The 20863-nt window shown below is 60.4% G+C and carries 19 protein-coding genes; 14 read left to right on the forward strand and 5 right to left on the reverse strand.

Annotated features, from left to right (window positions below; all coding sequences use genetic code 11):
- Positions 1-303: 303 nt before the first annotated feature.
- The 10 genes from istA to ACOJB8_RS35695 all read left to right on the forward strand — a co-directional run bounded on the left by istA (position 304) and on the right by ACOJB8_RS35695 (position 10630).
- On the forward strand, positions 304-1743 hold the full coding sequence (gene istA, locus ACOJB8_RS35650; protein WP_475016921.1) for an IS21 family transposase: 1440 nt from the start codon (positions 304-306) through the stop codon (positions 1741-1743).
- A 12-nt stretch (positions 1744-1755) separates the two neighbouring features.
- The gene (gene istB / locus ACOJB8_RS35655) at positions 1756-2523 is read left to right on the forward strand and encodes an IS21-like element helper ATPase IstB (protein ID WP_475016861.1); all 768 of its coding nucleotides are present in this window, start codon (positions 1756-1758) and stop codon (positions 2521-2523) included.
- A gap of 545 nt (positions 2524-3068) precedes the next feature.
- Positions 3069-3665, forward strand: a complete 597-nt coding sequence (locus ACOJB8_RS35660) for a hypothetical protein (RefSeq protein ID WP_475016863.1) — start codon at positions 3069-3071, stop codon at positions 3663-3665.
- Positions 3666-5298: 1633 nt separating this feature from the next.
- Positions 5299-6309 (forward strand): PRTRC system protein D, encoded by a 1011-nt coding sequence (locus ACOJB8_RS35665; RefSeq protein WP_475016865.1) that lies wholly within the window; start codon positions 5299-5301, stop codon positions 6307-6309.
- A complete protein-coding gene (locus ACOJB8_RS35670; RefSeq protein WP_028208501.1) occupies positions 6306-6641 on the forward strand; it encodes a hypothetical protein in 336 nt (111 codons plus the stop codon). The genes ACOJB8_RS35665 and ACOJB8_RS35670 overlap by 4 nt, the downstream gene beginning before the upstream one ends.
- A gap of 107 nt (positions 6642-6748) precedes the next feature.
- Complete coding sequence (locus ACOJB8_RS35675; RefSeq protein ID WP_368704446.1) at positions 6749-6907, forward strand: hypothetical protein; 159 nt, start codon at positions 6749-6751, stop codon at positions 6905-6907.
- The gene (locus tag ACOJB8_RS35680; protein ID WP_368704447.1) at positions 6904-7152 is read left to right on the forward strand and encodes a hypothetical protein; all 249 of its coding nucleotides are present in this window, start codon (positions 6904-6906) and stop codon (positions 7150-7152) included. The genes ACOJB8_RS35675 and ACOJB8_RS35680 overlap by 4 nt, the downstream gene beginning before the upstream one ends.
- 1083 nt (positions 7153-8235) lie before the next feature.
- On the forward strand, positions 8236-8475 hold the full coding sequence (locus tag ACOJB8_RS35685) for a hypothetical protein (RefSeq protein WP_368708983.1): 240 nt from the start codon (positions 8236-8238) through the stop codon (positions 8473-8475).
- 546 nt (positions 8476-9021) lie between these two features.
- The gene (locus tag ACOJB8_RS35690; protein WP_475016868.1) at positions 9022-9177 is read left to right on the forward strand and encodes a hypothetical protein; all 156 of its coding nucleotides are present in this window, start codon (positions 9022-9024) and stop codon (positions 9175-9177) included.
- A 1237-nt stretch (positions 9178-10414) separates the two neighbouring features.
- Complete coding sequence (locus tag ACOJB8_RS35695; RefSeq protein ID WP_475016870.1) at positions 10415-10630, forward strand: hypothetical protein; 216 nt, start codon at positions 10415-10417, stop codon at positions 10628-10630.
- 138 nt (positions 10631-10768) lie between these two features.
- Here the strand turns inward: ACOJB8_RS35695 and ACOJB8_RS35700 are convergent, their stop codons facing one another.
- The 3 genes from ACOJB8_RS35700 to ACOJB8_RS35710 are packed head-to-tail and all read right to left on the reverse strand — an operon-like array spanning position 10769 to position 13231.
- The gene (locus ACOJB8_RS35700) at positions 10769-11572 is read right to left on the reverse strand and encodes a hypothetical protein (RefSeq protein ID WP_475016872.1); all 804 of its coding nucleotides are present in this window, start codon (positions 11570-11572) and stop codon (positions 10769-10771) included.
- A gap of 54 nt (positions 11573-11626) precedes the next feature.
- A complete protein-coding gene (locus ACOJB8_RS35705; protein ID WP_475016874.1) occupies positions 11627-12082 on the reverse strand; it encodes a hypothetical protein in 456 nt (151 codons plus the stop codon).
- A gap of 60 nt (positions 12083-12142) precedes the next feature.
- Positions 12143-13231 (reverse strand): integrase domain-containing protein, encoded by a 1089-nt coding sequence (locus ACOJB8_RS35710; RefSeq protein ID WP_475016876.1) that lies wholly within the window; start codon positions 13229-13231, stop codon positions 12143-12145.
- A 324-nt stretch (positions 13232-13555) separates the two neighbouring features.
- On the opposite strand from ACOJB8_RS35710, the gene ACOJB8_RS35715 reads away from it, so the two are divergent.
- Positions 13556-13765: a hypothetical protein gene (locus ACOJB8_RS35715; protein WP_368603851.1), complete on the forward strand. Its 210-nt coding sequence runs from the start codon at positions 13556-13558 to the stop codon at positions 13763-13765.
- 1019 nt (positions 13766-14784) lie between these two features.
- On the opposite strand, the gene ACOJB8_RS35720 is transcribed toward ACOJB8_RS35715, so the two are convergent.
- Together ACOJB8_RS35720 and ACOJB8_RS35725 are read right to left on the reverse strand one after the other, a co-directional pair.
- Positions 14785-15624 carry a glycosyltransferase gene (locus tag ACOJB8_RS35720; RefSeq protein ID WP_475016878.1) on the reverse strand — a complete coding sequence of 280 codons (840 nt, stop codon included), beginning with the start codon at positions 15622-15624 and terminating at the stop codon, positions 14785-14787.
- On the reverse strand, positions 15621-16883 hold the full coding sequence (locus ACOJB8_RS35725; RefSeq protein ID WP_475016880.1) for an oligosaccharide flippase family protein: 1263 nt from the start codon (positions 16881-16883) through the stop codon (positions 15621-15623). Before ACOJB8_RS35725 ends, ACOJB8_RS35720 begins: the two co-directional genes overlap by 4 nt.
- A 247-nt stretch (positions 16884-17130) precedes the next feature.
- On the opposite strand from ACOJB8_RS35725, the gene ACOJB8_RS35730 reads away from it, so the two are divergent.
- From ACOJB8_RS35730 to ACOJB8_RS35740, 3 genes are all read left to right on the forward strand, one after another.
- Complete coding sequence (locus ACOJB8_RS35730) at positions 17131-18525, forward strand: phosphomannomutase/phosphoglucomutase (RefSeq protein ID WP_475016882.1); 1395 nt, start codon at positions 17131-17133, stop codon at positions 18523-18525.
- 189 nt (positions 18526-18714) lie between these two features.
- Positions 18715-19710: a lipopolysaccharide heptosyltransferase I gene (gene waaC, locus ACOJB8_RS35735; protein ID WP_475016884.1), complete on the forward strand. Its 996-nt coding sequence runs from the start codon at positions 18715-18717 to the stop codon at positions 19708-19710.
- Between the two features lie 242 nt (positions 19711-19952).
- Positions 19953-20837, forward strand: a complete 885-nt coding sequence (locus ACOJB8_RS35740; protein ID WP_342947829.1) for a Kdo hydroxylase KdoO — start codon at positions 19953-19955, stop codon at positions 20835-20837.
- Positions 20838-20863: the final 26 nt, after the last annotated feature.

Here is a 20863-nt window from a genome sequence, read left to right on the forward strand (position 1 = left end):
GGTCGAGTTCGTCCTGCAGGATCAGCGCAAAGGTCTCGAGGAACGGTTGCTGGGTGCGTATTTCGGATGAACGTGACCGGCCGTTTCGGGATCGTGACCGGCGATTTCGGCAACGTGACCGATCATTTCGGGAACGTGACCGAGCGGACCGGACGGCAGGATTGGCGTTGCGCATGACATCAACCACGCGGGCTATGCTCGCCGGCTTTGGCCGGAGAGAGCATGCCCGCGCACCGGATGAACATGCGCATGATCAAGGACGTTTTATGACTTAAATTCGACGGCGGCTTCTCGCACGATCGGATCGCCGCGTCGCTGGGCATTTCCAAGGGCGTGGTCACGAAGTACGTCGGACTGGCTGGTGCCGCCGGGCTGGACTGGGCGAGTGCCTGCGACATGGACGAAGGCGAACTCGAGCGGCGGCTTCACGGCAAGCCCACTGGTCCAGCAGCCTACGCCCAGCCCGACTACGGGCGTATCCATCAGAAATTACGCCGCAAGGGCGTGACGCTGACGTTGCTGTGGGAGGAGTACCAGGCCGAGTTTGCGGACCGGCAGACCTACCGCTACACGCAGTTCTGCGAGCATTACAAGGCGTTCACGAAACGCCTGAAGCGCTCGATGCGGCAGATCCACCGCGCCGGCGAGAAGCTGTTCGTCGACTTCGCGGGTCCGACGCTGCCTCTGACCACGGGGCGACGCGCACACATCTTTGTGGCGGCCATGGGCGCCTCGAGCTATACGTTCGCGTGCGCGACGCCGGCCGAAACGATGGAGGACTGGCTGGGCGGCATCGCACGCGCGCTGACCTTCTATGGCGGAGTGCCACAACTGATCGTGCCGGATAACCCGCGCGCGATGATTGCCGATCCCGACCGCTATGAACCTCGCGCCGGCGACACCGTGCTGGACTTCGCGCGTCATTGCGGTACGTCGTTCCTGCCTGCTCGCGTCCGCCCGTGGGACAAGCCGAAGGTAGAGGTTGCGGTCCAGGTGGTCGAACGCTGGATCATGGCGCGTCTGCGTCATCACCGGTTTGCGTCGGTGCAGTCGGTCGATGACGCGATCCGTCCGCTACTGAAGAACCTGAACGAGCGAGCGTTCCAGAAGCTGCCGGGATGCCGCGCCAGCGCATTTGCCGAACTGGACGCGCCTGCTCTACAGCCGCTGCCGGCACAGCCGTATGAGCTCGCGCGCTTCAAGACGGTGACGGTCCACATCGACTATCACGTCGAGCTCAACAAACACCGCTACAGCGTGCCGCACGCGCTGGTCGGACTCAAGCTCGATGCGCGCATCACGGCGGGCGCTGTCGAACTGTTGCATCGTGGTCGGCGTGTCGCCAGCCACGCCCGTGATGACAGCGTGGGCGGCTTCACTACCGTCGTCGAGCACATGCCGGCGGCGCACCGCGCCCATCTCGAATGGACGCCACAACGGCTCATACCCTGGGGCCAGCAGATCGGCGCGGCAACCGGCGCGCTCGTCACCCGGCTGTTGCAGGAGCAACGCCACCCCGAACACGGCTATCGGGCCTGCCTCGGATTGCTGTCGCTCTCACGTCGCTATGGCCGTGAGCGTCTCGAAGCGGCCTGTGCGCTGGCATTGGAGCTGGGCGTGCACCGTTACCGCCATGTGCGCGACATCCTGATCAACAACCGCGACCGGGCGGCGGCGACAGCGCCTGCCGACTGGATCAGCCCCAGCCACGCGCATGTACGCGGCCCCAGCTACTACCAATAAAGAGAACACGCCATGATGATGCAACAGACCCTGACGCAGCTGCGCACCCTGAAGCTGGATGGCTTCGCTGACGGACTGGAAGAACAGTTGACGCAGCCCGGCGTGGTCAGCCTGAGCTTCGAGGAACGCCTGTCGCTGCTGGTCGACCGGGAAACGAGCTGGCGTGATGATCGCCGTCGCACCCGACTGCTCAAGCAGGCGCGCCTCAAGTATCCGCAGGCCGCCATTGAAGATCTCGACACCCGCGCTGGCCGAGGCATCGACCCGCGTTCGGTCACGAGCCTGGCACTTGGAGACTGGGTCGAAGCCGGCTACAGCCTGCTCATCAGCGGCGCGACCGGCGCGGGGAAATCGTGGCTCGCGTGTGCCTTGGCGCAGTACGCATGCCGGCGCGGGCACTCCGCGTTGTACCTGCGCGTGCCGCGACTGGGCGAGGAACTGCGCATCCTGCACGGTAACGGCGGCTTCACGAAATGGCTACTGCAGGTCGCCCGCGTCGATGTTCTCCTGCTGGACGATTGGGGCATGGCGCCCCTCGACGCGATGGTTCGAAACGATCTGCTCGAGAGCATCGATGACCGCGCGGCGGGCAAGGCTACCATCGTCACCAGCCAACTACCGATCGAGCACTGGCATAGCTGGATCGGCGACGAGACCATCGCCGATGCAATGCTGGATCGTCTCATGCAACGTCATCACCGGATCACGCTGACCGGCGAGTCGCTCAGAAAAGCATCCCCAAAACCCAACGTCCCGGAGCCCGAACTCGACCAGAACTGACAAGGAAATCTAAAATCGACACCGCGCAACGCCCAACCCCGCCGAATCGGTCACGTTCCCGAAATCGGCGGTCACGTTCGCCGAAGTCCGCAAACGCAATCCGTCAGCTTTAGGTGCCTAAGTTGGTTGGACTCCGGTGGTTCCGAGTTTGCCGAATTTTTTTGTCATGGCATCTGGCCGCGCGTTTGCACGGTTTGCACGCCCAAGAATGTTGAAGGGGGTGAAATTCGCCGTTAAATTAGCGAGTTAGCGGGCACGACGAGGTGTCGATCTCCTGCACGCGCCTGCAACGCGTGGAGCTGAATGGTGCTGATTTTGAGAAGCTTTTGGTTGACCCGCCTTTGCTAGGTTCTGGCATTCCGTTGCACAAATTGCACACGCACCTTTTTTCTCACCACGAAAAAGTATTGTAAAATCAATTATTTGCACAAGAATTGGCCGAGCTGTCAGCGTTTAGGCGCCTAAACGGCAGCAAGCGAGCAGCGTGCGTGTCGACCTGTTGATGCCGTCCCTTGAAACCTCACGGGCCTTAAACGATGACTGTTATGAACGACGATCTGGAAATCCGTAGAGCGCGTAGTTCCAGCGACCACAGGCGCCTTCGCTCCAATCCCGCAACGACGCCGTGGGACCTGGGCGACAACTATCGCCGCTGGCTTCAGACGGGAGTCTGGCCGTCTCAACGTGCGTTGGCGGCGGCGCTCTCTGTCTCCGGAAGCCATGTGTCCCGGTGCATCTCCATCGCACTACTCCCAAAGCTGGTTTTGGACGCCCTTGGGGGGAAAAAATACGTCAGCTTCAAGCTCGGCAAGGAACTATCGAAGCTGGTTCGAGAAATCGAACCCTACGATTTGAAGAAGCACGCGCTGAAGGTAAGAGGATTGAAACTCGTCGACCCCAATGAAATCTTGCAAGTTCTAAGAAGCGGCGATGGCCCTGGGCGTCGAAATGCGCGTCTTTTGATCTCCGCTGATCGCAGCGGGAAAGTGATACGCATTGAGGGCCCAGACGTCGAGAAGTTGACTCGAAATCTCGGCGTGGTAAAAGACGCGATCAGGGAATGCCTGAATGGTATCAATACGATCTCCGGAGTTTTTGGTGACATGAGAGCTGAGCACGATCCAAACCTCGAAAGGCCTTGACGAGTCGCTCCGGAGATCTAATGTTGGGTGCAGATGTTTGTCCGCGGTAAGACCCCGTCAGCTCCGCTGCAAGCCGCATGACGATCGGTAGGCTGTAACGTTTTGGTGCGCGATCAGATAGTCGACCGGTTCCGACGTTTCTCGTGTGCGCCGATCGCCATCAATGACTCGCGCGATGCACTGTTGGGCTGCAATCATAAGAGCCCGTTTCGGGCGTGGTTGGGGGACGATGCGGAGGTCCATACGCCGTAAGTCATCTGGAAATTCTCTCCAAGGGCCGAGGCCGAGCGTGGTCCCATCGGGAACGAAGATTCACAATATGCGAAACCGTTGGTTATCCACGAGGCCAGTCGGCATCATTCGCCGACCATGAATTGTCGCTGTGCCCCTCGCCGCTGGCGCAGGACAGTGTGCTCCTGTTCGAAGTCGTCGCAACTCGACATAGGCCGAACTTGATTTCTCTTTTGGCACGACGCGTGCCATCCGGCGGTATGCCTGTTTAGGCGCCTAAATGCCTAAACCCGGAATGATGCAGTTTTTGTGGAGCTTTCGGCTTTGCTCCGTCGATAGAAGGCGAAAAGCAATCGGCTCTCTTGCCAGCTGTACTGCTTTCAACCTTTCAACAAATCTGGAGAACGGTCGCGTCCCCGTTGTAGTAGGTACAGCGTCGCTCTATCTGCTCTATCTACCCTGATTGCGACCGGTCGTACGGATATCGGTTGGTCCGCGATTGACGCTGCTTCGGCGTGGGTAGAGCCGCCCCATAAATCTTTAGGGTTGATTCGTTTGAACTGAGTCTGCACAAGCGTGAAGCGCGGTCAGCGTGCACTTGCGGCGCGGGATTCCGGCACGGTGGCTCGCGATAGAGCCCAAGTGGTCGCTTCGCCGGCGGATACCCGAGTGACGCGCAAGGTATTGCAAACGATAGCGTTAACGCTGCAGAAAACCGCAAGACGACCCCGGCAAACTGATCCCTGCTGTCGCTGGTTCGTCTGCGCGCGGGCGTTCTGCGCACCTGTGAGTGTGCTTGCTACGTGCCAGTCGCAGGGCTCCATAAAAAACTTGACTTCGCGGAAGAATGCTCGAATAGGTCAGAAATGCTGTCGGATTAAATCAATTGACGCAATAAAGAAACTTTAAAGTCTACAAATCATACAGACTAGTTCTCTATTCGCAAAAAAGTTGCAGGCGCCTGCAACTTTTTTGTCCTCATGGCGCATAAAATTCGTTGTAGCTATTTGATTTTAAAGGGATACGCTTCGACAGCAGGTCATTCTAATAGTGTGCAAATTTTGAAACACCTTTCGGGCCGTTTGGATCGTTCCCCGGTTCAGCGCGCGTCTAGTGGAAAGCTCCACAAAAACATCACCATTCTGCGAAAACCGTTGCAGGCGCCTGCAACTCGTCGCCTCGCCAGATCCCGTTGCGTCTGCAAAATAGCTCGGCTTTTACGGGCTGGTGACAGCGAGCAAAAGCCCCCCTGTTCCTGTGAGCATTCATCGACTTTCTCTCTCGTCGTACTGGATAGACTCGATACCGCAAAGTCGGCGTTAGATAGGAAAACGAAGCGAAGGAAAAGCTCGTCTCCGACTTTCGCACAATCCTGTCAACTCCACGCTCAAGGACACCGAACTTGAAAACCCCCGTCTTCGCCGTTGACGTCGGCTACGGCAATACGAAGTACGCATACCGCGATGTGAATGGCGCGGTCACTAGCGGCATTTTTCCGTCACTCGCGCCGCTGGCCGCGAGCCGCACGCTTTCAGCCTACGGTGAGAGTGTGTTTCCCACACGCAAGGTCGCAAAGATCTCGATCGAGGGCATCGAATACGAAGTTGGCCCTGATGTGCCGATAACCGCGGCTTACGGCAGGACAGGCCGCGCGCTCGCAGACGCCTATGTGTCGACCGACAACTACGCGGCATTGCTTTTTGGCGCGTTTCATTTCGCCGGTGTCACGCACATCGAGCGTCTTGTCTTGGGCCTGTCTGTTCACAACCTGGAAACATATTCAACGGAGCTAGAGCTGCTGTTCGCTGGAGAACATGACTTTGGTCACGGCCGCGTCGTGATCGAGAAGGTGGTAGTCATCCCACAGCCTTTGGGTTCGCTTGCGTTTGCTGCCAGCGGGCGCCGCGGTGGCTTTGGACATGACGATGCGCACCTTCTGGTCGATGTAGGCTACTTCACGACGGACTGGATCTGCGCGAAAGGCTTCACGATGGACGATAAACGCAGTGGCGGCATTCCCGGTGGCGTATCACACGTTTGTCAGCGGATCGCGAAACTCATTTCACGTGACGAAGGCGAGCAGGTCGACGACATCGAACGTATCGACAAGGCGTTGCGAGAGAGGGCCCCCTTCTATTTCTATGGCAAGAAGATCGATCTCGCACGGTATGTCGCATTGGCCGACCCGATCATGACCAGCGTTGCGACCGAAATGCAGAACGAAGTCGGTCGCTTGCACGACATCCGCTCGATCATTCTTTCGGGCGGTGGTGCAGCGCTCTACAGCATTGCAATTCGGCACACGTTCCCGCGTGCTGTCATCGAACTGATTGACTCGCCATGCCTCGCAAACGCGCACGGATTCCTGATCGTCGGCGAGGCTGGACTCGCGCGTGAACGGGAGGTGGCATGAACAACAAAATTGAGATGACGATTACGATCAATCCTCTTGTTTCGCCGCTGCTGTACGAACGATTGAGTCGCTGCACTACGCCTCGCGAACGCGCAGCAGTATTCAGATCGCTTGCCGAGGCGGAACTTCGTGAACAGCTGATGCAGCGTACGCGAGCATCACAGCGCGAATCGGTATTGTCCACTTCGGCGCGCCCCAAAACGTCGAGGTTACCAGCGAGCGACGCGATCGCGACCGAAGACTTCCAGACTTTGACCGCAGATGATGCGGCGCACGTTGCGCCGAAGTTCAGCGTAGAACTGCTCAATCAACTGGCCGGTTACCTCGACTAGCTCCGCGAACTTGACTTTCCCAACAGCGTGCAAGGATGAGTTCTGACCCAGGTGACGCAGCGCGTCGCGCTGTGCACCCGGGTGTCTACGTCAAGGAAAAAATCGACATGGAATACGAACGCCTATACGCCATCCTTCAAGGCCAACGTCTGGATGAGCCACTCTCCTGGATCTATCTTGCGGCGCTGGTCGCAGTGGCAATCGCGGGTTGGAAATTCGGCGGAGTTCTTTTCGACGCACGTCAGCGCCCGGAGGACGAGCAATGAAAGGCCTCCAGGCAGCAGTGAGAATATTTCTAGGCTGGCACTGGCTTGCGCGCCGTGCTTCGATTGCGATCTTCTGCTATCTGCTCGCGCTTGTCGGTCTGTTGTTTTACGCAGGGGGTATGCCGGAGGGCGGCAAGTTTCTTTTTACTGTTGGCAGCTTGGGCTTTAGCTGGGCGATCGGATTCCTCTATCTGATACGAATGATTTTTTCCCTGCTTCTGCGGTGCCGTCGCCTGTTTATGTAGATCTGGACGCTTCGGACGGGCCACGAAGCAGTGGCTCGCAACAGAGGGGAAACACCGTCGCCCCGTCTTTTGCTCTACCGACCTTTGTCCATCGGATCGGATCAACGGAAGCGGCGGTTCCTCACCAAGCGCTGCTCGAATCGAAGGCGCGCGTGTCCAACGATGCGAGCGGATCGGCGATACAGCTCGACAAATCGCCTTGTCAGCGGCGGGCCTTTAAGTTTACAGGGGGGAAAGGGCCGGAGACGAGTTCCGTGCTACTGGCCGAACCTCTGACTCCTTCCACGGAAAGACGACTGGGGCCCGCTTTTTACACCAGTGAATTGCACTCGTGATAGTCGGACCAGCACGCCCAACGCCCGTTCTGCATGAAGAAGCGCGGCGGAGTTCTGCACCGGCTGCGGGACGTATGGCGAGAAAGCCGAGTGATTTTGGGCTTGGCTCGTCAGACCAAGCGCCGAAAGCTCGACAGAAACTGCATCATTCCGGATTTCGCCTTTTAGGCGCCTAAACGAGAAATCGGCGAAACGGCGCGCGCTGCTTGGGGACACCGAGTTTACCTATGCACGGGGACAGTGTTTTGCGGCTACACGAGGGGCGGCTCCCAGCATCAAGCGACTGGAGCCAGCGCTCGCCTTGTCTGGAACCACACGCGGGCGCCTGCGCGACCGGGTTTCAGCAGAAATTGACAGACTGGCTGGGGCAGCCCTTCGTCGACAAGAGGGGCTGCCCCAGCCGTGATACTCTCAATGCTGGTGTCATCTACGGACGGGGAATGACGATGGGTTGGAGTTTCTTCGCACGGCTGTCGCCCTCGTGCTCGGCGCTTTGGGCCTGGTCATGGACCACAACGGTCGCAAGGCGGACCGCGAACGCGCAACCGGTGGGCGGCGATACAACGGAGATTGGATACAGGTTTTCCAAGCTCGTAGCTAAAGGTAGCGTTCGCGGATCTCCTCATGCATCGCATGTGCGGCACGCTTGTCGGCAACAGGCGACCCGGGAAGAGCAGGGGCATGTCGGATAGTGAAAGGAGCGTTTTATTCCCGCGTCCCTGTCATTGGACGACTAAAGCGAGGTGACATGCGCGTCTTTCTGAAACAATTGTCGGGGTTTCCGCCAGAAAGTAGTGCAATCATTGCAAAACCAGAATTAAAGGTTGCCCGCAGTCGCGTGTCGGATCGTTGGGGCACACAATATTGGCTCCTCGGCGACGAACGGCGGATTAAAAGCTGTGTGAAAAGCATCATCATTTCGGTAAAAGCGTTGCAGGCGCCTGCAACACTTGGCCGCCCTTCACGTCGCACGATGGTTCCAAAATAGCTCGGCTTGGTATTGTCGAGCTGTTCGTCGCATTTGGGGCTGTGCGGCCTTGCCATCATGCCGGATCGAAGCCGCCAGCAAAGCTGGGAGCGCCGTGCAAACAAAGGATGTACTCTCCGCGGAGGAAATAACAATGAGCTTCGCCGTTTTTGCTTTGATTGTCGGTTTGGCCATCTGCTGGTATGGCGGCTATATGACGAGGAAGGGCCGCGAGGCGGACCGTGAACGCCGTTCGCGATCGGACTGAGCGGACGACAGCAGCGTGAGCCTCAGCCGTCCCGTCATTGCCGCGCATTCGGGTGCGGTTATTTGCATTGTTGGGCGCTCTTTCGAGCGTTCGGTGCCCGGCGCCTAGGCGCGCATGGGACCCTTCAGTGGCTATCCAAGTTGAAGGCTGGCAGGCGCTCTACGTTGGACGGATCGCAGCGGTTCCAACAGGATGCGCACTTTTCGACGAACGGGCGAAGGCGGCCCCTAATGGTTAAGCATGTGCACCGGCGCGGTGTTACCCTATAACCGAAATTCATCCACGGCCGGAGAACCACGATGGGCTGGAGTTTTGGTGCACTTGGAATCGCTATCTTACTTGCCGCGATGGGCCTGATCATGGATCGCAACCGTCGCAAGGCGACCGCGAACGCGCAACTCGGGGACGTCGATAACAACGGAGACTTCATATGGGTTTCGGCATTGTCGCGATGATCGTTGCGTTGGGCCTGTGCGGTGTTGCCATGCTCATGGAGCGCAACGGTCGCAAGGCTGACAACAATCGTGCCAAAAGAAGACATCTAGTCCGCGGAGAATAATCATGTATTTCGGACTCTTTACTTTGGCTATTGGGTTGGCCTTCTACTTTTACGGTGGCTATATGGTGAAGAAGGGCCGTGAGGCGGATCGTGCGCGCCGCTCGCGGACGCAGTAAATGGGCACGGGCAGCCTTACTCTATACACCGCTATGGTCTACTGTTAGAGACGACAATGGGCTGGAGTTTCGCGGCCTGGCAGTCGCCATCACTCTCAGCGCGTTTGTCTTGGGTTTGGGCCGTAACGGTCGCAAGGTCGACCACGAGCGTGCAAACAGAGGGCGTCGACTCAACGGAGAATGAGCATGGGTTCTTCACTTTTTACTTTGTTTGTCACGTTGGTCATCTACTTTTACGGTGGCTATATGGTGAAAAAGAGCCGTGAGGCAGATCGCGAGCGCCGCTCGCGTTGGCACTGAACGAACGACTGCAGTTTCAGCTTTCACTATCGATTTCAATCAAGGCCGCGTTTTCGTACGCGGCCTTCTGTATTTCTGGCCGGCTTCGTGGATTCCAAGCTTGGACTCCTGCGCCCTGCACGCCGTGCGTTACACCTGTCAGCGTAACCGACACACCTCGCAACCTGTCTTGCGTAGATGGTGCGAAGCAGCGTTGCCTGCGTCGGTGCCTTACCCGGAGCCGCTCGCCGGTTGTGACATCACGACGAATGAACGGAACGTGAAGAATGTTGCGTTCCAACGCAATGCCGGTTCTTGGCATGTGCCGACGCCATTCCATTTGAAAATCGTAGCCACTCCATAACGTCGGTGCCGCCGGTGTCTTGACTGGCATCGTACTGTTGCAACTTAGATATCCTGATGACATTATCCGCCGCAAGCTTGACTTTGCGACGGGCGCGGAATACTAGGCTGGCGAACGTCCTCCGGAACGAGGCGATCGCTAACCTCGCTAACAGGAGAGTTGAGATGATATTCGATGAAACGCCTCGATGCCAGCGTGTCCGGGATCTCGGGTTTGCTGCACACAGATGCGGTGTTGAGATGGCGCACGGACTACACGACGAACCATGCGTCTTCAATGGGGCAGCGGATGGTTTGCGTTGTCGCCGTTGCTTGATCGGATGCGTTGACAAACGGGACAGTTGGATAGCTTCCTATGTCCGTATGAGGCTAAGAATGATGACGGGCGATATCTTTTCGGTATCGCGCCACACCGCCGACTTCACTGCGCGTGCGTTGCAGGATCGTTTCTTCTCGGATACCGATGTCGTGCTGAAACGAGTCCTCGACCTTGCCGCTCTACGGTATCTGCGCGATGGTTCGATTACTGTCACGCAGGAGGACGTGACAGACGCGTTGCGCTTGTTACTCATGGAGGCCAGCCGCCCGTAAAGAGTCGGACAGGCGAGAGCCCGGATCCGAATCGGTACACGCCGGATCGTGCATAAACCGATCGACGGACACTGAGTGGAAGTGCGCCGTCGATCCCCTTTGTAGCGGCGTCGTTACGCCATGTTGTGTTGAAAGCCCTTAATCAAGCGCTGTCGCCTTCGTCCGCTTCCGGTTCGTCGTTGGGGCGAATTCGGCACGCCACTCACCCTGCGAAATGCACGGTAGTCCGAGCGCCTCAGCGACGCGTTTGAACGCGCCCGCCGTGTCGAGAAGATCGCGCTGCGCGATTACCTTGTGGGCGAGTCCATGCATGATTTTCTCGGGCGCGCCATTGAGTCGCGCCGCGGTCAATTCGGTTTCGAAATCGACAGCGCGGTTCAAGACAGCGGCGATCGGCATCTTGAATTGCTGAGCCTTCGCAAAAGACGTTGATCCCGGAAGCGTCGCCTCGGGCAATAGCGTGATCTCCGCTTCACGCGCATATTCGGCCACGATGGGGTAGACCTCCTCGAGGGCGGCGTTCGCTGGGGCGTCGGTACCGAGGATCCTGATGCAGGACGCAGCCACACCCGCCGCACTTAATTCCGCAAGCGTTTCTACGGCAGCCTGCTGTGACGCGGTGTCCGGAGACGTCGACACGATAATCGTTTTCAGCTCGGTAAGAACAGGGCGCCTTGCCTGGATGAATGCGATCATGGCTTTCCGGTCTTCAGGCGACACGTCGATAATTCCCCCGCGCCGGGATGTCATCAAGGTGCAGTAGTGATCCTGAAGTGCTGTTTCACTTGCCTCCAAATGTATGTTGCTCCCTTGTTCGTCGGACATATGAAGCGGGCGGGGATTGATAAGCAATCCTCCAGTCTGTGCGTGAAGAACTTGCGCTGCTGAAGTTTGCGCGGCACCGTTCGAGCTTTGAAAGTGAGCCACAATCAGATGAGTCATGGTTGATCCTTCGATGGTTGTAGATGGAGCGATGAAAGGCATTAAGAACGTTGCTTACTTGCGATTGACGTCGGCGCGAACCGTATCCTGTGCATACGCTTCGCGCTTGGCCCGGCGTCTGCGACTACGGGCGAGTTGCGAGGATTCGAGCGGCTGGTAGGTTCGCAAGCGAAATGCGTCCCACTGTCGGTTCTCGATGGGGCGACGAATACGCGGGATCACAACGGAGCGCAGAACTTTGCCGCTGTAGCCTGCGCGCAGGCATACAAGGAGCACGGCGCTAAGTGCGACCAGCGCGTCATCGACATGGCAGTCCCGGTAGTCGAGATGGCGCGCGTATGCATGAAGCGCGTCTTCCGGAATATCGAGGACGGAAATGGGCGATAGGCCGCGCGATTGGAGGAAATCTTCAAACTGTCGCCATAGTGGTAGCAGCGTATTGACGGCGTTCTCGCTGCTGTATCGGTTAAGCGCGCCGCGCGCTTCCACTGTGAGTGGGGATTCCAGCACGTTGTCTTGCTCCTTTGTAAGTGTTTGGTTGGGTAGCCGCGAGGTAATTTGTAGTGCAGATTAAAAGAATGTTTGTCTGGGCTTTTTTCCTCCATGATTCGTTTGAAAACGGCGTCCACGCGCTGGCCTTCGCCGCCTGTCGGCAGGCTCGTGAGACGCGGATCGATCCTCGGGGCGGCTCGTCGCGGACACCGAGGTGTCCTTCGTTTTCTTGCGGGGAACGAAGTCGCTCGGCAAGTGGATTTTTTCTGGGAACCGATGGCGGATTTGCCAGCAGTAGACCTCGAGAATCATCTTCACCCGCGACGGTCCGTGACCGAGGCGATCCGAGAGCTGGGTCAGTACATCAACAGGAGATACGCCGCGATCCAGTGCGGCGTTAGCGAAGTCGACTGCATACGTGAATCTCAGACTGTGGCTCGCAAGTTCGCGACGCATTGGCAATTGCTCAAAGCGCGATTTCAAGCGGGACTTTGCGCTTTTGAGATCGTCGTGGCAGCCGCTCACCAACTCAAAGTCGCGATCGCGGCAGAACGCCAGCGCTGCGTTGATTGCGTCGAGCGTCTCGTCGATATGGTCGGCCAGCACTTCGGTGCGGCGCGGGCGGCCGTTCTTGGCTCCGCGTTCGACAGGCAGGCGTCGATCTCCCTGCAAGATTAGATCTCGCCACGTTTCTAGTGACTTGCCGCACATGAGTGCCTCGCGCATGCGAAGTCCAAGCCAACGCATCAGACGAATCACGTGCACGACGCTGCTGTCGAACGCCTGCGCTGCGGTGAGCAGGTCGCTGAATTCCTGGGGCGTACGCGCTCGATGCCTGCCATGCCGGTCTCGTCGCTCGAGCTGGAGGTCTCGACTGCGGGTTGAGCGGGACACATCCTGGCCGGCCGTACCTTGAATCACTGAGAGCGACGCTCGATAGTTCGCGAGGGTGCCAGGTTTCATCGCCCCGGCAACGAGGAACCAGACGAAGTATTCGAGCATCCAGTCTTCCGCCTGGTCCACTGCTTCCAGCGTGTGACCAATGCGCGCGGCGAAACGCGAGAACTCACTCCAGTGCAAGCGGCGGTGCTTCTGTGAGTCTTTGCTTCCGCCGGCGTCCCGACTCATCTGCGCGGCGTGGTTGACACCTCTTGATCTTCGTCCCATAGGGTTCCTTTCCTGTGGCTGGCTGGTTTCTCCGCCTGTACTTCAGCCTCATGCGCGGGGCGGCGACGCACATGAGGGCACCCTGTTGCCACCGGCTGCGGTGGCGTCGTGTCCGCAAAGGACACGTGATTGAGCAGGGCCAACGAGGGTGCGACGTTGACGTGCTGTGATTCGGAAGTGCAAAAGATGGGCAGAGGCGGTTTAGCTGAGGGTCCCCGGTTAGAACCGGTGGAAAGGTCTGCGCTTGGAAATGAGAGCCCGGGGGCGGTATGAACACCTTGCGTCGCAAGGCGACGCATTCGATGTTCAACCGCATTTCTGTGCATGCAGCACGTGGGCGATGACGGCTCGCGCGAGGGCGAGCACGACGTGGGCGGATTCTCGGGTGAACAAGTCACGTCGGGATCGCGCTTGAGGGCGTGTGAACGGGTTGATGTGCGCCAGAGCGGCGCGTGGCAGACCAGAACGTTCGATGAGCTCGAGCGTTTCAAAGATGCGAAGAAGGACCACGATTGTCCGCAAGCGGACAATTGAGACATGCTACTGATCCCGGTTGCACCAGGAGCTCAGTCACGCCTTCGGGTAGCCCCCTTCGATTTGGGCAAGTAACGTGTGTAGCGTTCAGGCGGGAAAACAGAACCCCGCACAAAAATGCCACACGGCGCTTCGGGGAGTACGTGGCTCCAGCAAGGCGAGGAAAGGATGAGCGATCAGTGAATCGTCGGTGACCATCATTGCGTTGGCCAAAAGTGAGGCTGCAAAGCCTTCTTTTGTGCAAGTCAGATCTGTTTAGCGCCTTGCGGCGCGAGACTTTTCAAAGGTGTCGCAGGACCGTCAGCGGATAGACCGTCGGTGCCGGTTAGCGATGTATGAAGGGAGGTATGCTTCGCGTGAGCTCACACCAAGGTTGTTGAACCAGCAGGCGTAAGCGACGACGAGAATGATGAGGCGACCTGGAAGCCGCGCGCAGTCACGAAGCGACCATGCGGGGGGTAGCACGAATGCATAGGATATTCGCCTACGTCGGCGAAAAAACCGACCACTCGACGGGCTCCCCGAAAGGGAGCATTGCATTCTTCGGTCTAGCGTGGTGAGGCTAGATCAACGTCTCAAAAGAATTTTGGGCGATAAGAGCCCTTACCCGCAAAAAGCGGTTTAACGGTCGATGCTCTGATGAGCGACAGCAGCGACATTTAATCTCAATCGTATGAGGATAGTCAAGCGCTTCCTTCGCGAGGTGCATCATTGCCGATGCCTATACGCTCATCGTTCCGATCGCGGAACCGTGCTGGCGGCTGTTGCCCGGTAGACCTTGCGGCTTGCGCTAGGCGAGCTGCGCCCGAGGTTACGCCGCGCGGCAAGGACGTGTCCCAGCAAGCGCGGGCAAAGGCACTTGCCACGTTTCCCAAGCCGTGCCCGCGGCTTAAATGCGCGGGGAGCCATATTGGGACTGGATCTGTTGGCTGCCGGCGCGGGTCTGGACGGGTTGGGTGCGTGTTGAGGTCATCTCCTGATGCCACAACGAACAGCAGAATCGCCGCTGTGGTGGCTTGCTACGTGCCTTGGGCAAACAGCGCGCGCTTCATCTTCTGCAAGGTGCGGTACGGCGTCACGAAGTGAAGCAGGCTCTTCGCCACGCCTGCCCAGTCACGCCAGTTCAGCACATTCAGATAACACAGTTGCAGGCGCAGCGTCGAGACGATCTGCCGCCGCCGCTTCGTCGCGCTGATGCCGCCTTCGTTCAGCTCATAGTAAAGGCCAAGCTCCGGCAGATTCCCGCACTCGTAGCGCTCCATCAGTCGCAGGAACAGGTCGAGGTCCTCGGCGGCCGGATATTGCACCCGATAGTTGCCCACTGCGAGCACGGCATCGACACGCAACATCACCGAAGGATGCACGAGCGGCGAGCGCAAGAGCCGCGAGCGACGCAGCGCGCGCGCATCGGCGCTCGGACGCAGCATAAAAAGTGGTTCTCCCGCACGATTGACCACCTGGGTCCACGTGCCGAGCGCTGCGAGCGTGGGCTCCGCTTCCATACGCGCGCGCTGTTTCGCGAGGCGCTGAGGCGCGGCGAGATCGCCCGCGTCGATACGCGCCGCGTAACGAAAACCACGCGCCGCGAGCGCCTCGATGCCAGCCTGCAACGCGCGCTCGATGCCGCCGTTCTGCGCCATCCGCAAGACTTCCACGCACATGCCCGGCACCTCGGGCGCGACGATGGGCGGCGTGCTGCCATCATCGACGACGAGCGCATAGATGGTGGCGTCCTCATCGAACGAAGCGAGCGTGCGCGCAACGTCGTCCTGGCCGTTATATGCGGGCATGAGCACGGCGACGTCGGCAAGCACGCCCTCGCGTGCATCGCGCAGTGGAAGCGCGGCGGAATTGATCATGAAACGAGCTTCAAGCGGATGTAGTAGAGGTTCACGCAGGTCGCCGCGAGATAGCCCGCCGCAAGGCCGCACAGCGCGCCATACGAGCCGAGGCGTGGGATCGCCACGAGATTCACGGCGAAGGCCACGGCGAGCGCGAGCAGCCATTTCGCGAGCAGCACGAATTTCGCCTGATATTTGAGCACGACGAGGTTGCCGATGGCTTCGAGTCCCGCCGGCACCGAAAGCCACACGGCCCAGCGGAAGATGCCGATCGCGCCTTCATAGTCCGGGCCGAACACGCGGCCGATGATGAAGCCCGCGAGCGCGTCGAGCACGAGCGCGCCGGCCACCATCAGCACGGCCGTCATCGCGAAGAGGCGCACGAGGTTGCGGCGCAACTGCGCGGTCCGCTGCACGCGGTAGACGAAGGCGGGCGCGATCGTTTGCGAGAGCATGAGCGCGAGCGTGATCCAGTTCTCGTTGAGCTGCTGCGCAGCCGAGTAGCGCCCGAGATCGGCGAACGAGATCGTGCGCTCGAGCATCAAGCGGTCGAGCTTCAGGAACAGATACATGCAGATGAGCCCAAGCCAGAACACCGTGCCCGCGCTGGCGAAATGCTTGAAGAGCGAGCGGTCCACGTGCCATCCGAGTTTGCCCCCGTGGCGGCGCCGGAAGTAGAGCACGAGCGCCGCGCCAATCGCCGCCGATTCGAGCGCCCAGAGCCAGCCGAAGGTGGCGGGCGCGAACGCCGCGCGCGCAAGCAGGTACACGAGCAGCGCCTTGGTCACCGCCGTCGTCATGCTCGCGAGCAATTGCGGCTTGCTGTACGTCATGCTCTGCAGCCAGGCGTTGATCACGCCCACGAACGGCTCGCGAAACAGCATCGTCACGGCGAGCCCGGCGAGCATTGCGCCGACCATCGGATCGGTCACGCCGAGCGCAATGCCGGCCCACGTGAGGAGCAGCGCCGCCGCCGACACGCCGATGCGCAGCGCAAACGCACTGCCGAGCACGGTGCCGAGCTGCTCCGGCGGCCGGTTGACAATGGTGGGCACGAGAATCTCGGCGCCGCACACCCAGGTCACGGGCGCGAGCACAAGCAGCAGCGTGTTGGCGTACTGCCACTTGCCGAATACGTCAGGGCCGAAATAGCGCGCGAGCACGCCGCTGATGACGATAGCCACCGCGATCTGCGTGACGCGCTCGAGCCCGAGCCACACGATGTTTGCAAACGCACGGGCGACGTCGGGGTTGCGAAAGCGCTTGAGGCTCAGCATCGCGCCTCGCGGTGGCGGGAGACGCTAAAAAAGGGGCAGGCACGCGGCATGCGCAATCTTTCCGCCATTTTTGACGAATATTTTGGCAATAAAAGGAAACGGCGAAGCATTAAAATGGGTGCATACCACTGCCGAAAAACGGCAATTATAGTTTGTAACGGTTCCCACTTTTCGTAACGCGAAAGGCTTTCAACTGCCTGTCCGTGTTACGAATAGACCCGAATCCCATCAGGACGTGAGCCCCAACATGATTTCGAAATCGATTTTCAAGGCATATGACATTCGCGGCGTGATCGGCAAGACGCTCGACACCGACACCGCGCGCGCCATCGGCCGCGCCTTCGGCAGCGAAGTGCGCGCGCAGGGCGGCGACGCCGTGGTGATCGCGCGCGACGGCCGGCTCTCGGGTCCCGATCTCTCGCGAGCCCTGGCTGACGGCCTGTGCGAGGCCGGCGTGGACGTGATCGACGTCGGCATGGTGCCCACGCCCGTGGGTTATTTCGCCGCGAGCGTGCCGCTCAAGCTGGTGGGCGGCGAGCGCAACGTGGATTCGTGCATCGTCGTGACGGGCAGCCACAATCCGCCCGACTACAACGGCTTCAAGATGGTCCTGCGCGGCAAGGCCATCTACGGCGACCAGATCCTCGCGCTGTACGACCGCATCGTGGCCGACCGTTTCGACGCGGGCGAGGGCAGCTATACGAAGTACGACATTGCCGACACCTATGTCGATCGCATCTTGAGTGACGTGAAGCTTGCGCGCCCGCTGAAGATCGTCGTCGACACCGGCAACGGCGTAGCGGGCGACCTGGCGCCGCGTCTGTTCAAGGCGATGGGCTGCGAGCTGGTCGAGCTCTTCACGGAAGTGGACGGCAATTTCCCGAACCACCATCCGGACCCGGCGCACCCCGAGAACCTGCAGGACGTGATCCGGGCGCTGAAGGAAACGGATGCGGAAATCGGCTTCGCCTTCGACGGCGACGGCGACCGTCTGGGCGTCGTGACCAAGGACGGCCAGATCATCTATCCGGATCGCCAGCTCATGCTGTTCGCCGAGGAAGTGCTTTCGCGCAATCCGGGCAAGCAGATCATCTACGACGTGAAGTGCACGCGCAATCTCGCGAAGTGGGTGAAAGAAAAGGGCGGTGAGCCGCTCATGTGGAAGACGGGCCATTCGCTCGTGAAGGCGAAGCTGCGCGAAACCGGCGCGCCGCTCGCGGGTGAAATGAGCGGCCACGTGTTCTTCAAGGACCGCTGGTACGGCTTCGACGACGGCCTGTACACGGGCGCGCGTCTGCTCGAAATCCTCTCGCGCGTGGCCAATCCGAGCAAGCTGCTCAACGACCTGCCGAACTCGCACGCCACGCCCGAACTGCAACTGAAGCTCGAGGAAGGCGAGAACTTCGAGCTGATCGCCAAGCTTCAGAAGAACGCGAAGTTCACGGGCGAGGACGAGGTCATCACCATCGACGGCCTGCGCGTGGAATATCCAGACGGCTTTGGTCTTGCCCGCTCGTCGAACACCACGCCCGTGGTCGTGATGCGCTTCGAGGCCGACAACGATGCCGCGCTCGCGCGCATCCAGGCCGACTTCAAGCGCGTGATTCTTGCCGAGAAGCCGGACGCGAAGCTGCCGTTCTAAGCCTCCAGGGGCCGCTGTGCCCCTTGCGGCTCCTTGCGTTCATATGACGCGCCTAACGGCGCCGCGCCAGTCACGGCGCGGCGCCGTTTGCGTTCCTTTCCGCGCATTTCCCCGGTTTTTCTTTGCATTTGCGTGCGGCGCGCTAAAATTGCCCACCTTTTTAATCCGTCCGCACAAAGTACCCTGAGCGTGCAAAAGATCCTCATCGTGCGCGTGTCGTCGCTTGGCGACGTCGTCCACAACATGCCCGCCATCGCCGATATCCGGCGGCGGTACCCCGACGCGCAGATCGACTGGCTCGTCGAAGAAGGCTTCCAGTCGCTTGTCGAGCTGGTGGAGGGTGTGCGCCGCGCGATTCCGTTTTCGCTGCGCCGCTGGCGCAAGGGCCTCTTCTCTGCCGCCAACTGGCGCGAGATCGGCGCGTTCCGGCGTGCGCTCGTGGCCGAGAAGTACGACCTCGTGATCGACTGCCAGGGGCTCATCAAGACGGCGTGGGTGGCGAGCTGGGCGCGCGGGCCGCTCGTTGGTCTGGGCAACCGCACCGATGGCGCGGGCTACGAATGGCCCGTGCGCTTCTTCTACGACCGCTCGATTCGCATCGAGCCACGCACCCACGTGGTCGAGCGCACGCGCCAACTGGTTGCGGGCGCGCTCGATCTCGCGCCGCCGTCGCCCACCGACGACATCGAGTTCGGCCTCGACACCTACCGCGCCGCGCAGGCGCTCGCGGGCGTCGGGCTGAACCTGCCGGTCCCCTACGTGGTGTTCGTGCACGCCACGTCGCGCGCTGACAAGCAGTGGCCCGACCAGCACTGGATCGAGCTGGGCCAGGCGCTCGTGCGGCGCGGCGCGTCGCTCGTGCTGCCCTGGGGCAGCGAGGCCGAGCGCGCCACGAGCGAGCGCCTCGCGCGCGAATTCGGCGAAGCGGCGATCGTGCCTCCGAAGCTCTCGCTGCCGGCGGTGGTGGGCCTGATCGACGGCGCGGCGGCCACGGTGGGCGTGGACACGGGGCTCGTGCACATCGCGGCGGCGCTGAAGCGCCCGACCGTCGAGTTGTACAATTTCGCGACCGCCTGGCGCACGGGCGGCTACTGGTCGCCGAACGTCGTCAATCTGGGCACGGCAGGCCAGCCGCCAACGCTCGCGCAGGTGAAGGGCGCGCTGGCGGGCTTCGGGCTGCTGTAGCGGCGCGCCGCCGCAGCGCAGGCGCCTGACCAACTGAGGGGCTGCGGCGCGTCAAGGCGCACCACTGAGGCTGCGGGTATAAGAATCGGCGCTCGCGACGGTGCACAAATGTGCACGACCGAGCGCCAGGGCTTGGCCGGCATGAATCGCGCGAGATGGCAAAGAGGCGGGCAACAGGGCACGCCACGCTCGCACCGCGCCACACCGGCAGGCAATCAGATCCATCGCTTCCAGGGGCGACCATGAACGAATCCCAGATCATCGAAATCACTTCCGCCGATTGGCACGGTCAGCAGCTCTCGCAACCGCGCGAGACGCTGCTCGACGCCGTCGAGCAGGGCAAGGTGCTGTATTTTCCGAACCTGGCCTTTGCGATCGAAGGCGGCGAGCGCGCGCTGCTCGACCCCGCGATCGCCGACCCCAAGCGCAAGAACATCAGCCTCGACCCGAACGGTGGCGCGCTGCACGGCGTGCTCGGCGACACTGTCACGCAAACGGCTGTGCGTGCGTTGATCGCGCGCTACCAGACGTGCGCTCGCACGCTGGTGGACGGCCTCTTTCCCGAATACACCGGCAAGCTGCGCGTGGCGCCTACGAGCCTGCGCCTGCACCAGGTGGAAACGCGTGAGACCTCGTGGCGCAAGGACGATTCGCGCCTGCACGTGGATGCGTTTCCCTCGCGCCCGAACTATGGCGAGCGCATCCTGCGCGTGTTCACCAACGTCAACCCGAACGGCGTGCCGCGCGTGTGGCGCGTGGGCGAGCCGTTCGAGGATATGGCAAAGCGCTTCCTGCCCAACATCAAGCCGCAGTTTCCGGGCTCGGCGTGGCTGCAGAACCTGCTGCACATCACGAAGTCGCAGCGCAGCGAGTACGACCATCTGATGCTCAATCTCCACGACGGCATGAAGGCTGATCTCGACTACCAGAAGGCGTGCCCGCAGGAGACCATCGGTTTTCCGCCGGGCAGCGTCTGGGTGTGCTTCTCCGATCACACTTCGCATGCCGTGATGTCCGGTCAGTTCATGATGGAGCAGACCTTCTTCTTGCCGGTGAAGGAGATGGTGCATCCCGAATGGGCGCCGCTCGGTATTCTCGAACGCCTCAAGGGCAAGGAACTGGTTTGAATCCACGTGCGATGAGCTTGCTGAAC

The organism is Paraburkholderia sp. BR10141 (genome assembly GCF_056155635.1).

What these genes read in the sequence shown, in the direction of transcription:
- ACOJB8_RS35675 (WP_368704446.1), top strand. Translation starts at nt 6,749, where the DNA reads ATGGAATACGAACGCCTATACGCCATCCTTCAAGGCCAACGTCTGGAT.
- ACOJB8_RS35700 (WP_475016872.1), bottom strand. Translation starts at nt 11,572, where the DNA reads ATGACTCATCTGATTGTGGCTCACTTTCAAAGCTCGAACGGTGCCGCG.
- ACOJB8_RS35710 (WP_475016876.1), bottom strand. Translation starts at nt 13,231, where the DNA reads ATGGGACGAAGATCAAGAGGTGTCAACCACGCCGCGCAGATGAGTCGG.
- ACOJB8_RS35725 (WP_475016880.1), bottom strand. Translation starts at nt 16,883, where the DNA reads ATGCTGAGCCTCAAGCGCTTTCGCAACCCCGACGTCGCCCGTGCGTTT.
- istB (WP_475016861.1), top strand. Translation starts at nt 1,756, where the DNA reads ATGATGATGCAACAGACCCTGACGCAGCTGCGCACCCTGAAGCTGGAT.
- ACOJB8_RS35660 (WP_475016863.1), top strand. Translation starts at nt 3,069, where the DNA reads ATGAACGACGATCTGGAAATCCGTAGAGCGCGTAGTTCCAGCGACCAC.
- ACOJB8_RS35715 (WP_368603851.1), top strand. Translation starts at nt 13,556, where the DNA reads ATGCAGCACGTGGGCGATGACGGCTCGCGCGAGGGCGAGCACGACGTG.
- ACOJB8_RS35690 (WP_475016868.1), top strand. Translation starts at nt 9,022, where the DNA reads ATGGGCTGGAGTTTTGGTGCACTTGGAATCGCTATCTTACTTGCCGCG.
- ACOJB8_RS35670 (WP_028208501.1), top strand. Translation starts at nt 6,306, where the DNA reads ATGAACAACAAAATTGAGATGACGATTACGATCAATCCTCTTGTTTCG.
- ACOJB8_RS35720 (WP_475016878.1), bottom strand. Translation starts at nt 15,624, where the DNA reads ATGATCAATTCCGCCGCGCTTCCACTGCGCGATGCACGCGAGGGCGTG.
- ACOJB8_RS35685 (WP_368708983.1), top strand. Translation starts at nt 8,236, where the DNA reads ATGCGCGTCTTTCTGAAACAATTGTCGGGGTTTCCGCCAGAAAGTAGT.
- ACOJB8_RS35695 (WP_475016870.1), top strand. Translation starts at nt 10,415, where the DNA reads ATGATGACGGGCGATATCTTTTCGGTATCGCGCCACACCGCCGACTTC.
- ACOJB8_RS35740 (WP_342947829.1), top strand. Translation starts at nt 19,953, where the DNA reads ATGAACGAATCCCAGATCATCGAAATCACTTCCGCCGATTGGCACGGT.
- ACOJB8_RS35680 (WP_368704447.1), top strand. Translation starts at nt 6,904, where the DNA reads ATGAAAGGCCTCCAGGCAGCAGTGAGAATATTTCTAGGCTGGCACTGG.
- ACOJB8_RS35730 (WP_475016882.1), top strand. Translation starts at nt 17,131, where the DNA reads ATGATTTCGAAATCGATTTTCAAGGCATATGACATTCGCGGCGTGATC.